This window comes from Rhodococcus sp. NPDC055024 (assembly GCF_053608585.1).
In genome coordinates, this window is sequence record NZ_JBSGVT010000007.1 from 108,655 (window position 1) to 123,860 (window position 15,206).

Genomic DNA, 15,206 nt, shown 5'->3' on the forward strand with positions numbered 1-15,206 from the left:
GTTACACAGGCTCCGTCAATTCAATTAACTGCATCATAGCCAGTTATCGAACGATTAGCTGTTTCGGACTTGCGTGACCGGGTAGTTTTCCGGGCAAATCCCTAGGGTATAAGGTCCCTACTTTGAGTGATCTGGACAAATTGCCATCAATGAACGAGCGGCGAACTATTTGCCGGGAAGCGGGTTCTCGCCCGTCCTGATCAGAGCCAGCCGTTCGACTCGGCGATTCTGACGGCTTCGGCACGTGTCGTGGCGCCGGTTTTACCCATCGCGGCCGACAGGTGATTTCGAACCGTTCCGGGGGAGAGGAAGAGTTCCGCCGCGATGGCTGCCACGGGCGCGCCGTCGTGCGCGGCCCGGAGAACTTGGGTCTCACGTTCTGTCAGGGGCGACTCGCCGCTGACGAGGCTGTCGGCCGCAAGGGTGGGATCGACGACGCGCAATCCGGCGTGGACACGTCTGACGGCGTCGGCAAGCTGCCTGGCGGGCGTGTCCTTGACGACGAACCCGCCGGCCCCGGCGTGCAGGGCTTTGCGAAGAAATCCGGGACGTCCGAACGTGGTGACGATCAGGACTCGAGTGTCGGGTGCTGCCTCGCGAAGGGCTGCCGTCGCGGCAATCCCGTCCATGCCAGGCATCTCGACATCGAGAAGTGCGACATCCGGGCGGTGCTCGAGAACGGCGGCCACTACCTCGTCACCGCGGCCGACCTCGGCCACCACGGACAGGTCGGATTCCAGATCGAGCAGCGCGGCCAGCGCTCCTCGCACGAGTGCCTGGTCGTCCGCCAAGAGCAGCCGTATGGATGCCCGCTCGCCCTGGTTGCTCACACTTTCTCCTGTTCGACTACCTGAAGTGCAAACCCCTGCGGCTGGGGATGAGTGATGATCACTCGTGCGCCCGACGCACCGGCTCGCTCTCGCAATCCGATCAGACCGTTGCCGGAAGACGCCGACCCGGCCCCGTGTCCGTCGTCGACGACAGTCGCGCTTTTCTCGTCGACCGTGATCCGGCAGTGTGTTGCCCCGCTGTGCCGAACCACATTGGTCACGCCCTCACGGATCGTCCATGCAAAGAGTTCACGAAGGCGCGTAGGAACCATGTCGGTACTGCTCGGCACCTCGTCGTCGATCCCTGCCGCACGCAATGCCTCTCGCGCACGGGCTATCTCGACGGGCAGCGAAATCCCACGAAATCCTTCGACTGCCGAGCGGACGTCTGCCAACGCGTCGCGAGAGAGTCTTTCGAGGTCGTCGAGTTCGCTGCGCGCACGTTCGATGTCCACGTCCAGTAAGCGGTTGGCCAATTCGGCTTTGATCGTGATGACGGTCAGTGAGTGCCCGAGTATGTCGTGCAGATCGCGCGCCATCCTCGTTCGCTCCTCCGCGATCGCCCGCTGCTCCTGCTCTTCACGTTCATGGAGCATGGCGAAGTTACGGCTGATGAGGGACATGATGCCCCACGTCGCAAATGCGGCCGCGCAGACACCGAGTGAGAGGCCGGAGTAATTTCCCCACCCTGACGAGAGGCTCACTATCTCCACGGAGGCCGCGAACACCAAGGCGAGAATGCCGCCCGCGACGGTCGGGAGCAGCGTCACCGCTGTCACCGCGAGATACGGTGCGGCCGCCAATCCCGTCGGCCCGACGCTGACGATCATCGCAGCGGCCAGCGCGGTCAAGGCGGCCAGAGCCAGTGCAGCTTCGCGAATCGTCGGCCGAGTCATCGTCATTCGTCGCCGCTGCTGCGTGGTGGCGAAGGTGTAGAGGTAGAGCGCACTGAAGGCGATCGTCGCGAGAATCCCTGTCCAGCCGCGCAGTTCGTCGCGCAGATTCCATCCCTCGATCAGCGGTCCGCCGAGAAACACCATCCAGACCGCCGCGAAGAGAACGCCGAAACGATTCCGTCGCGGCAATGCGACGGAATCGTTTCGGTCAGTCGTTTCCGGCAACTACACACGCTCCGTATCTCGTTGGAACCGCCAGATCGCTCCGCCGGCGAAGATGGCGAACCACACCAGGATATTGACGATCCAGGTCCAATGAATGCTATTGCCCGTCAGCGGTGCGTGGGCGAGGGCGTTGATGCCGAACATCGGTGTGAACTGTGCGATGCTCGCCCATACCGAACCGTCTTCGAGCGGCACGAAGAGTCCGCCGCCGAAGGCGAGCAGGGCCAGCCCTGGCCCGAGCAACTGCATGACGTTCTCGCTGGGCAGCAGATACCCCATGAACAGGCCGAATGCCGCGAAGATCGACGATCCCAGCCAGGCGATCAATGCCGTTGTGAACCACAGTGATCCGTCCATCTGCGCGGAGGTGAACGAGCCGACGGCGTAAACCACGAGAATCGAGACGAGCCCGAGCAGCATTGCCATGATCAGTTTGACGGCGATGTAGGCGACTGGCGTCAGGGGAGTCAGCCGAAGTTGCCGGCTCCATCCCGACGCCCGTTCGATCGAGACCATCGCTCCGCCGCTGGTAGTGGCCAGCATCGCGCCGTACAGCGCCATGCTGATCATGATGTACGCGGCGACATTGCCATGCCCGATCCCGTGATCGTCGTCGCCTTGACCGAGCCCGAAGACGAGGAAGAAGACAACCGGCATGACGAGCGTGAAGATCATCGTGCGCCGATTGCGGGTCAGACGACGGAATTCCAGTCGCAGAAGCGTCGTGTTGAATCCGCCGAGAGGTACGACGGTTCGCTCGGCCCCGTAGGTGTTCGGTTCGGTTGCAGTGGTCATCACTTCTGTCCTTCGGAGTTGTTCGACGTGAGTGCGATGAAGGCGTCTTCGAGACCGCGGGAGACGATTTCGAGATCGCGAGCCTGCGTGTTGGTCAACAGGAACCGTGCAACGGCGTCGGTGTCACCCGAGTGCACTAGCAGTGACTCGCCACGCACCTCGACGGCGTCCGAGTTCGGAATCGCGCGCAGGAGTTCGTCTGTGATGCCGGGGACTGTCGCACGCAGGGTCCGTCCGGACGCCATGGACTTGACCTCGGCTGTGGTCCCGTCTGCGACCACGGTGCCTTGCCGGACCAGGATGATGCGGTCGGCGTAGACATCGGCTTCTTCGAGGTAGTGCGTCGCAAAGAGCACAGTGCGACCGTGATCGGCGTCGGCGCGGATGGCGGACCAAAAGTCCCGTCGCCCTTCGACGTCCATGCCGGTGGTCGGCTCGTCCAGAATGAGCAATTGGGGGTCCGACAGCAACGCCATCGCAAATCGTAGGCGTTGTTGTTGTCCGCCCGAGCATTTGCTGACGAGGCGATCGGAGATGTCGAGGATTCCGGCTCTCCCCAGCACCTCGTCGACCGGACGGGAATGGGCGTACAGACTGGCGGTCAGCTGTACGGTCTCGGCCACTGTCAGTTCTTTGAGCAGCCCGCCGGTCTGCATGACTGCGGACACGAGTCCGCGCGCTATCGCTGATCGAGGTGACATTCCGAAGACGCTCACCTCGCCCGACGTCGGCCGGGACAGGCCGAGAATCATGTCGATGGTCGTGGTCTTGCCTGCGCCGTTCGGGCCGAGGAACGCGACGATCTCGCCGGGGCGGATGCTCAGGTCGATTCCCTTGACTGCGTCGACGGTGCCGAAACTCTTGCGAAGTCCGGTCAACCGGACGGCGTCGTGTGTCGATCCTTCACTGAGTGGATGCAGTGCCTGTGCTGAGGTCATACATAGAATCTGCTCGCTTCGAGGACGTGAACCCTCGTCCGTCCGTCATTCTTCTGCCATGACATTTGTCATCGGGTCGGCCGGTATCTGTTTCGGTGCAACCTGGCCGAGTCGGGCGAGGACCAAACCGGCGATGATGGCTGCACCGCCCGCAGCTTGTAGTGCGGTGACGGACTCCCCGACCAGGATCCAGGCGGCGACAACCGCACACAGCACTTCGGTCAGCGCTACCAGGGATCCGATGGTTGGTCCCAGGAGCGTGATCGCGGCGATGCCGGTGAGATAGGCGATGACGGTGCTGACCAGGACGAGAACCGTTACCGGCAGCCACACGCCAACCGAGTGTTCTGCCACGACGGTGTTCGAGGCCGAGAACTGGAAGGGGAGGATGCCGACGAGTCCGAGGGTGCCGATGACCAGTGCGCTGACGGTGAGCCCGGACGCCGCGAGTACAACGGGATGGAGGTCGCCGTCCGCGCGCTCGGAAATGACGAAATAGACTGCAAGACAAGCCGCTGCCGCCAATCCCCAGGCGACGCCGGCGGCACTGATCTCCGCCGATCCGAAGACGTCGATCACCACGGCGGCGCCGATCAGGGCAACCGCTGCACCGAGAAGTGTCTGCACACTCGGGCGCGTGCCTTTGGTGATCCACACCCACCCGATGACGATGATCGGTGCAAGGTATTCGAGAAGCAGTGCGACTCCGACCGAAAGATGTTGCACGGCATTGAAGAAGCACAGTTGAACGCCCGAGATCGCGAACACCCCGTACAGCAGTACCGTTCGCGTGTGGGTGCTCACCTGTCGTAGGCGATTCCACTGGGTGGCTACTGCGATCACCATCATCACCAGTGCGCCGCCGGCAACGCGCGCGAATACTGCGCCGCCGGGGGACCACCCTGATTCGATGAGAGATTTCGCGAACGGGCCCGATATGCCGAACGTTGCCGCGGACAGCAGAGCGAAGATCAAGCCGTTGCGAGAGTTCACGTCGTCACCCGTCAGGAGTAAAAGCGATTACGATGCTGACACTAGGTCGATACAGCTCAGGAGTCAAAGTGCATTTTGCTGGTGACACGGAATCGGCGCTCGTCTTCGCTGCCTCGTTGGTCAACACGGACCGCGGCGGGGCCGAACTGCTTCCGGATCAAGAGGAACTGACACGGTTTCTCGACGCGGATCACTGGACCGGCAGGCGGGACGGCACGCTGGAGGAATTGACGGCGGTTCGTGCTCTGCGTCCCAGGCTGCGACAGTTCTGGGAAGTTGCGGGAGTGGACAACGCCGTCGAGGTGGTGAACACACTGTTGCTCGAATCGGGTGCGCGGCCGCGGCTCACCAGGCACGACGACCTCGGTTGGCATCTGCACGTCACCGCTGACGATTCGCCCCTGGCGGACCGGATGGCGGCAGAAGCGGCGATGGGTGTGCTCGATCTGATCCGAACCGACGAATTCTCGAGACTGCGATGGTGTGAGGCCCCGGACTGCGAAGCGGTCTTCGTGGATCTGTCGCGCAATCGTTCGAAGCGATACTGCGACACCGGAAACTGTGGGAACAGGGCACACGTCGCCGCCTATCGTGCCCGCAGATCCGGGGCGTAACCGAGTGGTGGAGGGTTAAGACCAGGCTGAGTGAATACCTTGTGGGGAGCCAGGATCGGTCTAGCGTTGTGAAGTCGGAACAGATTTCGCGAAGCCAGGAGGATATTCGGTGGCCGATCGTAGGCGTCCGCTCAAAACGGTGACCGGTGTCAGCGGGGCGGCGAGCATCTACGACGCCGCGATCGATCCGAGGACTTCGACGCTCGCGTCCGCGATCGAAATCGCGAAGACCGCCGAGGCGAACAAGATCGACGGACTGTTTGCCGCCGACCTGTTGAGCTTCGGCGCGCAGGGCGCGATCGGCGCGCAGGAACCGCTGATCTTTCTCGCCGCGCTGAGTGCGGTCACCACCCACGTGGGCCTCATCGCGACCGTCACGACGACGTTTCATCACCCCTTCAACCTGGCGCGGTTGTTCGGCACCCTCGACCACGTCAGCAATGGTAGGGCTGCGTGGAATGCGGTCACTTCCTCACTCGGAGAGGAGAACTACAGCGATCTGACGCTGCCGAGCCCGGAGGAGCGGTACGCCCGAGCGGCCGAATCGCTCGAGGTCGTCAACGCACTGTTCGACAGCTGGAAGCCCGGCGCCCTGGTCCAGGGCAAGGGGTCCGCAGTGCTCGATCCGTCGCGGGTGGTCCCCATCGAGCACCGAGGCAAGTATTTCACCGTGCAGGGGCCGTTGAACATTCCTTCACTGCCGCAGCGTCGTCCGGTTCAATTCCAGGCAGGACAGTCTGCCGGAGGTATCGAACTGGGTGCTCGCTTCGCAGAGGTCGTATTCACCTCTCTCCCAACCTTCGAGGACGCGGTCACCTACACGAAGACCATTCGCGCAAGGGCGGCAGAGTTGGGGCGTGGGGACGAACTGCCACTGATTTTCAGCTCGTTCCACGCAACGTACGGAGCCACCGAAGCCGAAGTCGACCGATTGGTCAGAGAGGCCGAGGAATCGACGGACTTCGACGCCGGACGCACGCGGCTTGCCGACATGTTCGGCGGCGACGTGGATTTCTCGGAATTACCGTTGGACCGGCCGATCCCGGAGTCGTTGATCCCGGACCCGTCGTCGGTGAATCGACGACGGGGCCGAGTCGAGATCTTCGGCAAGCTCGCCGCGCAAGGAAAGACGCTGCGTGAGTTGATCATCGCGTCCAAGGACACCGGCCACTGGGCAGCGGCAGGTACCCCGGAACATCTCGCGGACGCGATCGCGGAGCGTTACGACGCGGGAGTTCTCGACGTCATCACGCTCGGTGACCTTGCCGCGCCGCGCACACGCGATTTCGTCACGAACGGCCTGTTGCCGGAACTACGTAAGCGTGGAATCGTGGGAACGGACTACGTCGGCGGTACTTTCCGAGAGAACCTCGAGTTGCCGCCGCTGCCGCAGTTTCCGGCGCCCTAGTTGTTGGAGGCGAGTGAGCGCATGAAGAACATCAGGTTGGCCGGTCGTTCCGCGAGGCGACGCATGAAGTAGCCGTACCACTGGCTGCCGTACGGAACGTAGACCCGTAGGTGATTGCCTTCGGCCACCAATCTGCGTTGTTCGCCGTCGCGGATGCCGTAGAGCATCTGGAACTCGAAATCCTCGGGTGTCCGCTCGGCGAGTGTGGCGAGTTCGAGTGCGGCGTCGATCATCGTGGGATCGTGGGAGGCGACCATCGGGTATCCGTCACCCTCCATCAAGACCTTCAGGCAACGCAGGTACGACGCGTCGACGTCGGCGGGCTTTTGAAATGCGACCCCTGCCGGCTCTTTGTATGCGCCCTTGCACAGGCGAATTCGCGAACCTGGTCCGGAGAAGTGGCGGCAGTCGGCCTCGGTGCGATGCAGATATGCCTGCAGGACTGTGCCGAGCGTCGGGAAGTCGCGGCGCAACTCCTCGACTATGGACAGTGTCGAGTCGGTGGTGGTGTGATCCTCGGCGTCGACGGTGACCCACGCACCCACTTCGTCTGCCGCTGTGACAATTCGGTGTGCGTTCGCCAGTGCGATCTTCTCGCCGTCACCGGGGAGTGACTGCCCCAACGCGGAGAGTTTGAGTGAGACCTCGAAGGGGTGTTGCGTCCCGGCAGTGTCGGAAAGCGTTGCATAGGTGCGGAGAAGAGAGAGATAGGCGTCGACGGTTGCGGTTGCCTGAGCTGGATCGGTGGTGTCCTCGCCGAGGTAGTCCACCGTGGCGAACCGGCCACTGGCGAGGATGTCGCGTACGGCAGAGACCGCTGCGGGTTCCGCGTCGCCGGCGACAAACCTGTCTACCAGCTTGCGAGTCACGGTCATCCCGGAGAGCGTCTTCTCCAGTCGAGGCGAGCGCGCCGCCGCCAGAAGTACCGGGCGCAGCGGGTTGCTCAGGGACACGGCGCTCATCGACGGTTCTCGCTTTCGGCTGAATCGACGTCCTGGTGGGGGTAACGATGATCGGTGGGAGGAACGAAGGTTTCCTTCACGGTTCGCGTCGAAGCCCAACGGAGTAGATTCTGCGGCGAACCGGCCTTGTCATTGGTGCCCGAGGCCCGTGCACCTCCGAAGGGTTGTTGTCCGACAACCGCTCCCGTGGGTTTGTCGTTGACGTAGAAGTTTCCGGCGGCGAACCGCAGACCATGGTGGGCCTGATCGACGGCGGCACGGTCGGTGGCGATCACGGCGCCGGTCAGGGCGTAGGTGGATCCGCTGTCGATACGAGCGAGGGTGTCGGCGTAGGCATTCGGCGCGGAGTCGTCGTAAACGTGCAACGAGAGTATGGGACCGAAGTACTCGGTGCTGAATGCCTCGTCACTGGGGTCGTCGCCGAGCAGGACGGTCGGCGAGATGAAGAACCCTTCGCGGTCGTCGTAGTCGCCGCCCGCTGCGATGGTGAGGCTGCTGGTCGACTTGGCGCGGACGATCGCGGCGGCGTTGCGGTCGAAGGAACGCTGGTCGATGACGGCGCCGCCGAAGTTCGTCAGGTCGGTGACGTCGCCGTACTTCAGTGACGACACCGTGTCGATGAACGTGTCGCCCATCCTGGCCCACACCGACTTCGGGACGAATGCGCGTGACGCGGCCGAGCATTTCTGTCCCTGGTAGTCGAAGGCCCCGCGGATCAACGCCGTCGTGAGTACGTCCGGGTCAGCGGAACTGTGTGCGAGTACGAAGTCTTTGCCGCCGGTCTCGCCGACGAGACGCGGATACGTCCGGTAGTTCGAGATGTTGGCACCGACTTCACGCCACAAACGCTGAAACGTTGCAGTCGATCCGGTGAAGTGGATGCCGGCCAGGCGAGGGTCGGCAAGCGCGACCTCGGACACCATGGGGCCGTCGCCGAGAACAAGATTGATCACTCCGGGTGGTAGGCCCGCGGCTTCGAGTAGTTGCATCGTCAGGTACGCCGCGACGGCCTGCGTCGGTGACGGCTTCCAGATCACGGTGTTGCCCATCAGGGCCGGTGCGGTGGGTAGATTTCCGGCGATGGCGGTGAAATTGAAGGGCGTGATCGCGTAGACAAAGCCTTCGAGCGGCCGATACTCGACGCGATTCCATACTCCCGGAGCGGAAACGGGCTGGTCGGCGAGTATCTGACGAGCGAACGCGACGTTGAATCGCCAGAAGTCGATCAGTTCGCACGGTGCGTCGATCTCGGCCTGATATGCGGTCTTGGACTGCCCGAGCATTGTTGCGGCGGCGATGGTTTCACGCCACGGTCCGGAGAGCAGGTCGGCAGCTCTCAGGAAGACTGCAGCCCGGTCGTCGAACGAGAGGTCGCGCCAGGCGGGGGCGGCGAGGGTGGCGGCGTCGATTGCGTCTCGAACGTCCGAGTGCGTTGCGCCCGCAAATGATCCGATCACGGAACTGTGACGGTGTGGTTGAACGACGTTCTCCCGCTTACCTTCCGCGGTTCGGTGGACACCACCGATGACCTGTCTGATGTCGGTCGGTGTTTCGGCCAGTTCGGTCAGCTTCATGCGTAGGCGAGATCGTTCCGGGCTTCCCGGCGCGTAATTGTTGACCGGTTCGTTGGAGGGGTGGGGGACATTGGTGACGGCGTCCATGACGATCCTTCGGCAGACTCAGGAGTGGGCAGTTGTCGTGTTGTTCACCAGTCAAGTCGAAAGATCTCGGTGAGTAATCCGCTGAGCGGCCAAATATCGGCGGCCGTGTTTGTCCGATCGGCTGAACTGTTTTCGCAGGAAAATGCACTATTCTCGAAATCAAGGCGTAGGAACGGTCCGGAAAGTTGGTGGTACGTGTCTATCCGTGGGGTCAGGCTCGACGCGGTCCTTGGAGCACTGGGTGGAGCCTTTGTCGAGCTCGTCCTCTCGCCGCCAGGCGACGACTTCTTCGTCGATTCCGTGGTGTTCGCGGAGGTCGGGGACCTCGTGCGCCCCAGAACTGCTGACGTCGAATCCTCTGACCTCTGGCTCACTGTCGGTGTCGGTGCAGCCGAACTGGCGGCCTGGTTGAACCGCCTCGATCAGAGTGGCTCAGCGCCTCGGGCCGTCATGTCGAAGGAGGCCTCGGACACGTCGGTGCAGGAAGCGGCAAAGCGCGCCGGGATCGCGTTGATTGCGGTCCATGCGGACGCTCGGTGGGATCGATTGTTCACCACGGTCCGCGGCGTGCTCGATCATTCGGTGTCCCGACAGGATTCGGACGACGTCGTATTCGGTAGTGACACAGACTTGTTCGAGTTGGCTCAGAACGTCGCAGCACTCACGCGGGGAATGGTCAGTATCGAGGACGAGCGTTCTCATGTCTTGGCTTACTCGGCATCGGGGGATGCTGCGGACGAGCTACGCAAACGATCCATTCTCGGACGCGAAGGTCCTCACGAATACCTCCGAAAGCTGCAGGAGTGGGGCGTCTTCGAAAGCCTGCGGCGCAGCGACGACGTGGTCGAGGTGCCTGCCCACGAAGACCTCGCGATCAGGCGACGGTTGGTGGTTCCGATACGCAGGATCTCCGAGAACATCAAGGGGGAGAGTGGTTTCAGTTCTGGCCTGCTCGGCACTATCTGGGTTCAGGAAGGCCCGCTTCCCATTGCCGGCGACGCCGACAGTGTCCTTCGAGGCGCCGCTGCCGTTGCTGCTCGGCTGATTTCGCGTATTCGGGACGCACCGAACAACGAGGCGATACAGATTCAGCGGTTGCTCGGGGTTCGTGGCGGGGGCGTCGACGTTCCTTCCCTGGCGGCCTCGTTGTCCATTCCGATGTCCGGACCGGCGATGGTGATCGGGGTGGCGGGCGTCGGTGGCGGTGGGCTGCCGTCGTCGGGTGAACTCGTGTCGTCTTTGCGCCTGCACGCCAGCGCCTTTCAGCGTGAATCGCTGGTGAGTGCCGTCGGCACCCGGATCTATGTGCTGTTTCCACGAACCCAATCCGTGAAATCCACGGTCTCGTGGACCCGCGAAGTTATCGCGCGTTTGGACAAGGTGTCGCCCTCGGGTTTACGGGCCGCCGTGTCGTCTCCGGTTTCGACGCTTGCAGAGGTGGCCCAGGCTCGGGCCGAAGTGGATCGGGTACTTGACGGCACGTCGGGGGATGTTCGTGTGACCACTCTCGCGGACTCGCGCACCCCGGTGCTGCTGCGCGAAATCATGGACACGATCGCGGCCGACGAGGAACTGCACGATCCGAGAATCGACGCGCTCGACGTTTACGACGGGCGCAACGGGTCGAACATGCGTGAAAGCGTCTCCGTTTACCTCGCACATTCGGGTGATGTCCGGCGTGCATCCGAGCAGCTTCGCATTCACCCGAACACACTCCGGTATCGGATCAAGAGGGTCGAGGAGATCACAGATACCGACCTGTCCGAGCCGTCGGCGCGGCTGTTGATGGAGATTCAGCTGGCGGCCTCCGCTCGCGCAGCGAGGTCGCCGAACCTGTCGGACCCCAGCAGTACTCTTCGCGAATGATCGACTCAGCGAAGGTGCCAGGCGCAGCGCGCGCGTACTTCGACGGCGGCGACGTCCGCGACGTGTTCACCGAAGACGCGGTGGTGCGTGACGACGGCCGGACGTATCTCGGCATCGAAGAAATCGTGGCGTGGAAGTCCGCCGTGTCGACGGCGTTCACCTTCACCCAGAAGATCGAGTCGGTGCACACGCCTGGCTCGGCCGTCGTCGTATCAGTCAAGGTCGAGGGTGATTTTCCCGGAAGCCCCGTGCGGTTACACCACCACTTCACTCTCGACGGTGATCGGGTTTCCGCTCTCACGGTGTGCCCCTGATGCCTACAGCTGACGAACTTCTCGGGGTATCCGTCGTGGCCGATCTGGCAGGCTGCCTCGAGCGCGCGACTGGCGATACGCGCCTTGACCTCGTACGAGGTAGCTCATCCAAATTCGACGGAATGAGTCTCGGTGAGCGCACACGCGTCGTACGGGACGCGATGATTGCCGAACTGCCCGAGGACTTTCCGGTCTTCGCGGAGATCATCCGTCGTGCGCTCGAAGAGGAGACCTTCACGGGGTGGATGATCTGGCCGGTCACCGAAGCAGTTGCCGTCACGGCGACACGGAGCGGCTCCGAGTCGGATTTCGACGGTGGAATGGCACTCCTCGCTGAGCTGACTTCGCGTCTGACTGGTGAATTCGCGATTCGAACCTTCCTTGAAACGGACCTTCACCGTTCTCTGGCGATTGCACTCGCCTGGACCGGGCACGAAGACGAACACGTCCGGCGCTTGGCGACCGAAGGCACTCGTACACGTTTGCCTTGGGGAAGGCGAGTGAAAGAGTTGACGGCCCGTCCCGAGTCGACAATCTCCATTCTCGACGAGCTGTACCGGGATGATTCCGAATATGTACGCCGTTCGGTCGCAAACCATCTCAACGATCTCAGTCGTGCCGATGCAGCGCTCGCAGTATCGACCGCGAAGCGCTGGTTACAGACACCGGATTCCAACACACTGAAAATCGTCAAACATGCATTTCGGACGTTGATCAAGGCCGGCGACCCAGATGCTCTGTCGCTTTTGGGGTTCTCACCGCCCACCGACGTCGTGGTCGAGGGCTTCGTCATCGACCGCGAAACAGTCGATGCGGGTGGAGAACTCACCTTCGACTTCGCCGTCACGAACAACGGCAGCGAGTCCGTCACCGTCGTGATCGATTACATCGTCCACCACGTGAAGGCCAACGGGCAGACCACGCCCAAGGTCTTCAAACTGACAACACGAACGCTGGAGCCCGGGGTGCCCGCCCGCATCGCGAAGAGGCATTCCTTCAAACCGATCAGCACCCGGAAGTACTACGCCGGCGAACATGCCGTCGAGGTGCAGATCAACGGCGTACGCCAGGTGCGAGGTGTATTCCGCTTGGAGGCGTGAATGACCCCACCCGGTGAGACGGGGTCACTCGAGTCCTGAACGGATGCCCGCACAGACGTCAGCGCATGACCTGTACTTGTTCGGCGATATCAGCGGCCAGGGCCATCGCAGTCAGAGCGAGGCCGTTGTTGAGGTCGTAACGCAACTGCCCGACGTGACCGTCCTGGACAGCGCGGACTCGTTTCCACGTGGGCGACTCGGCTTCCACAGCGTCGGGGTTCTGTAGCAACACGAAGTCGGCCTGGTCGAAGATCGCAAGCTCCTCGAGGCTGTAGAAAGTCGAATCCTTCCGATCAGGTGCGGCATGGGCAGCGTCGGTCAAGACGTTCAAGCCGAGGTCCTGCGCAACCGACACGGCGAACGTGTTGTTCTGCAGCCAGATCTGACCGCTGTCTGCGCCGGCTATCGCGATCGACTTTCCTTCGAGCAGTCCACCGATCTTGGCTCGCGCTTGTGCAAGTTCGGCGTTGTATCGGGCGATGACGCGTTCGGCGACTTCGTGGCGATCGAGAGCCGTCAGTTGCGCGGTCATGGCCTGCTTCCACGACGAGCCCGTCGTGCCCTCGTCGACGACGAGCACCGGTGCGATGTCAGTGCCGAGCAGGCCCTTGTCCTGGTAGTAATCCCACCAGCCTTTCCCGACGACCAACAGATCGGGGTCGTGGCTCAGTATCGATTCGGCATTCGGTTCGTTGTTCGTCCCACCGAGGCGAGCTGCGCCGGCGGGTACCTGCTGCATGAGTTGAGACTTCGGATCCCAATTGGTCGCGACGATCGGGTACTCGGCCAGTAGTGCGAAATCGAGGGCTCCTCGGGCTTCGAGCACCACGACACGCTTGGGGTTCCGCGGGAGGCGGTAGGCCTGGTCCGCGACGACGATGTCGACCCACTCGTCCGAGGCTTCGGTGCCGTTGGATTTGCTCGAACACGCAGACAGTGCGCCCAGTGCACCGAGCGCCGCCGCACCGGTCAGGAAGCCACGTCGTGTCAAGGAATCGATCAGACGGGTGAATTCGCGGTCCACATCTTTCGTCGACTGCAAGGCGGTTTCGGGCGCGGAAGGGGAAACCCTCGGGTGGAAGGTTTCGGTCGATTCGATCACAGGCATGAGAAGGCGCAGCTCCATCTGATGTTCCGGGCATTGGCAGGTGCCTGACCAACGTATTCGAATTCCGTAGCCGGAGCCTTGCTCGAAAGCGCCAATCGCTCAGCGGATTTGGCCATTCGTCACGGACTCGTGCCACGGGACTCTCCCCTCGGATTCGGCTCGTCGTGGAGGGGCACGCCCACCCGATCGGAACTCGAGGTATCGTGGCCGACATGCAGCGCGTCTATTTCTGGTTTAGCAGGCCGGCCCCGGGTGGGCCTGCCGGCGTAACCACGCGCTGACAACCTCCACCCAAGAGCCGGACTACAGACCGGCTCGCTGGAGTTTCTCTTCATCTCTGGGGTCGGCCTGAGAACAGGAAACCGAAAACCCCATGACTGTCACCATCGACACCACTGCAGCTTCGGACAGCCTCGACGATCAGCGCACTGTGAGTATCAGTCCGCTCGTGTCACCGGCGACTGTTCGTGCTCAGCACGCTCCGGACGAGGTCGCGGCCGCAACCGTGCGCACCGGTCGTGCAGACACCATCAACATCCTCAACGGTGACGACGATCGTCTGATCGTCGTTGTCGGTCCGTGCTCCGTGCACGATCCGGAAGCCGCAATGGACTACGCCCGCCGGTTGGCCGCCAAGGCCGAGGAGTTGCGGGACGATCTGCACATTGTCATGCGCGTCTACTTCGAGAAGCCGCGCACCACGCTCGGGTGGAAGGGACTGCTCAACGATCCGCACCTCGACGGAACTTTCGACATCAACACCGGGCTCGGTATCGGTCGCAAACTGCTTCTCGACGTGTCGAGTCTGGGCTTGCCTGTCGGTTGTGAATTCCTCGACCCGATAATGCCTCAGTACATTGCGGACCTGGTCAGCTACGGTGCGATCGGTGCCCGGACCGCTGCGAGCCAGGTGCATCGCCAGCTGTGCAGCGCACTGTCCATGCCCGTCGGCATCAAGAACTCCACCGAGGGTGACGTGCAGGTAGCCGTCGACGGTACCCGCGCTGCTGCAGCGAGCCATGTGTTCCCCGGAACCGACCTCGACGGTCAGGCTGCCTTGATTCGCACTGCCGGCAACCCCGACTGCCATGTCATTCTTCGCGGCGGCAGCGACGGACCGAACTACGATGCCGAGACTGTCGCGGACACCCTTGCCCGCCTGCGTAAGTCGAACTTGCCCGAGCGCGTGGTCATCGACGCGAGCCACGGCAACAGCAGCAAGGACCACGAGCGTCAGGTCATCGTTCTGGACGACATTGCCCGTCGTCTCACCGAGGGTGAGCAGGGAATCGCCGGCGTCATGTTGGAGAGCTTCATCGAGGCCGGACGTCAGGACCTGACCTTGGGTAAGGCCGACGAGCTCACTTACGGTCAGTCGATCACCGACGCGTGCATCGACTGGTCCACCACGGCAGCGCAGTTGGATCGTTTGGCGCAGGCTGTTGCGGCTCGGAGGGGCTGACGCCCCCGTGCGCGTTTAGGGAGTGCCTGGACTC

14 protein-coding genes are annotated in these 15,206 nt (G+C 62.7%); 6 read left to right on the plus strand and 8 right to left on the minus strand.

Translation table 11 applies throughout. The features are described from left to right. Positions 1-200: 200 nt before the first annotated feature. The 5 genes from ACWF6P_RS16450 to ACWF6P_RS16470 are packed head-to-tail and all read right to left on the minus strand — an operon-like array spanning position 201 to position 4,677. The gene (locus ACWF6P_RS16450) at positions 201-830 is read right to left on the minus strand and encodes a response regulator transcription factor (protein WP_378446171.1); all 630 of its coding nucleotides are present in this window, start codon (positions 828-830) and stop codon (positions 201-203) included. Further along, complete coding sequence (locus ACWF6P_RS16455; protein ID WP_452621705.1) at positions 827-1,951, minus strand: sensor histidine kinase; 1,125 nt, start codon at positions 1,949-1,951, stop codon at positions 827-829. Before ACWF6P_RS16455 ends, ACWF6P_RS16450 begins: the two co-directional genes overlap by 4 nt. Next, the gene (locus ACWF6P_RS16460; protein ID WP_378446173.1) at positions 1,952-2,746 is read right to left on the minus strand and encodes an ABC transporter permease; all 795 of its coding nucleotides are present in this window, start codon (positions 2,744-2,746) and stop codon (positions 1,952-1,954) included. Next, positions 2,746-3,684 (minus strand): ABC transporter ATP-binding protein, encoded by a 939-nt coding sequence (locus ACWF6P_RS16465; protein WP_378543103.1) that lies wholly within the window; start codon positions 3,682-3,684, stop codon positions 2,746-2,748. Before ACWF6P_RS16465 ends, ACWF6P_RS16460 begins: the two co-directional genes overlap by 1 nt. 45 nt (positions 3,685-3,729) lie before the next feature. Continuing rightward, positions 3,730-4,677, minus strand: a complete 948-nt coding sequence (locus ACWF6P_RS16470) for an EamA family transporter (protein ID WP_452621706.1) — start codon at positions 4,675-4,677, stop codon at positions 3,730-3,732. A gap of 68 nt (positions 4,678-4,745) precedes the next feature. Between ACWF6P_RS16470 and ACWF6P_RS16475 the strand changes: the two genes are divergently transcribed. Continuing rightward, on the plus strand, positions 4,746-5,291 hold the full coding sequence (locus tag ACWF6P_RS16475) for a CGNR zinc finger domain-containing protein (RefSeq protein WP_452621707.1): 546 nt from the start codon (positions 4,746-4,748) through the stop codon (positions 5,289-5,291). 109 nt (positions 5,292-5,400) lie between these two features. Further along, positions 5,401-6,699 carry an NtaA/DmoA family FMN-dependent monooxygenase gene (locus ACWF6P_RS16480; RefSeq protein ID WP_452621708.1) on the plus strand — a complete coding sequence of 433 codons (1,299 nt, stop codon included), beginning with the start codon at positions 5,401-5,403 and terminating at the stop codon, positions 6,697-6,699. Here the strand turns inward: ACWF6P_RS16480 and ACWF6P_RS16485 are convergent. Together ACWF6P_RS16485 and pruA are read right to left on the minus strand one after the other, a co-directional pair. Continuing rightward, positions 6,696-7,661: a proline dehydrogenase family protein gene (locus ACWF6P_RS16485; RefSeq protein WP_452621709.1), complete on the minus strand. Its 966-nt coding sequence runs from the start codon at positions 7,659-7,661 to the stop codon at positions 6,696-6,698. The two genes, ACWF6P_RS16480 and ACWF6P_RS16485, sit on opposite strands and share 4 nt — an antisense overlap. Continuing rightward, complete coding sequence (gene pruA / locus ACWF6P_RS16490) at positions 7,658-9,322, minus strand: L-glutamate gamma-semialdehyde dehydrogenase (RefSeq protein ID WP_452621710.1); 1,665 nt, start codon at positions 9,320-9,322, stop codon at positions 7,658-7,660. The genes ACWF6P_RS16485 and pruA overlap by 4 nt, the downstream gene beginning before the upstream one ends. A gap of 195 nt (positions 9,323-9,517) precedes the next feature. Between pruA and ACWF6P_RS16495 the strand changes: the two genes are divergently transcribed. Genes ACWF6P_RS16495 through ACWF6P_RS16505 form a run of 3 tightly spaced genes read left to right on the plus strand, consistent with a single transcriptional unit; the run spans position 9,518 to position 12,602 of the window. Then, complete coding sequence (locus ACWF6P_RS16495; RefSeq protein ID WP_452621711.1) at positions 9,518-11,188, plus strand: PucR family transcriptional regulator; 1,671 nt, start codon at positions 9,518-9,520, stop codon at positions 11,186-11,188. Continuing rightward, a complete protein-coding gene (locus ACWF6P_RS16500) occupies positions 11,185-11,502 on the plus strand; it encodes a nuclear transport factor 2 family protein (RefSeq protein ID WP_452621712.1) in 318 nt (105 codons plus the stop codon). The genes ACWF6P_RS16495 and ACWF6P_RS16500 overlap by 4 nt, the downstream gene beginning before the upstream one ends. Further along, positions 11,502-12,602 (plus strand): DNA alkylation repair protein, encoded by a 1,101-nt coding sequence (locus ACWF6P_RS16505; RefSeq protein ID WP_452621713.1) that lies wholly within the window; start codon positions 11,502-11,504, stop codon positions 12,600-12,602. Before ACWF6P_RS16500 ends, ACWF6P_RS16505 begins: the two co-directional genes overlap by 1 nt. A 58-nt stretch (positions 12,603-12,660) precedes the next feature. On the opposite strand, the gene ACWF6P_RS16510 is transcribed toward ACWF6P_RS16505, so the two are convergent. Continuing rightward, positions 12,661-13,710 (minus strand): ABC transporter substrate-binding protein, encoded by a 1,050-nt coding sequence (locus tag ACWF6P_RS16510; protein ID WP_452621714.1) that lies wholly within the window; start codon positions 13,708-13,710, stop codon positions 12,661-12,663. Between the two features lie 373 nt (positions 13,711-14,083). Here ACWF6P_RS16510 and ACWF6P_RS16515 point away from each other — a divergent pair, with 373 nt between their 5' ends. Beyond that, positions 14,084-15,172 carry a 3-deoxy-7-phosphoheptulonate synthase gene (locus ACWF6P_RS16515; RefSeq protein WP_003940571.1) on the plus strand — a complete coding sequence of 363 codons (1,089 nt, stop codon included), beginning with the start codon at positions 14,084-14,086 and terminating at the stop codon, positions 15,170-15,172. Positions 15,173-15,206: the final 34 nt, after the last annotated feature.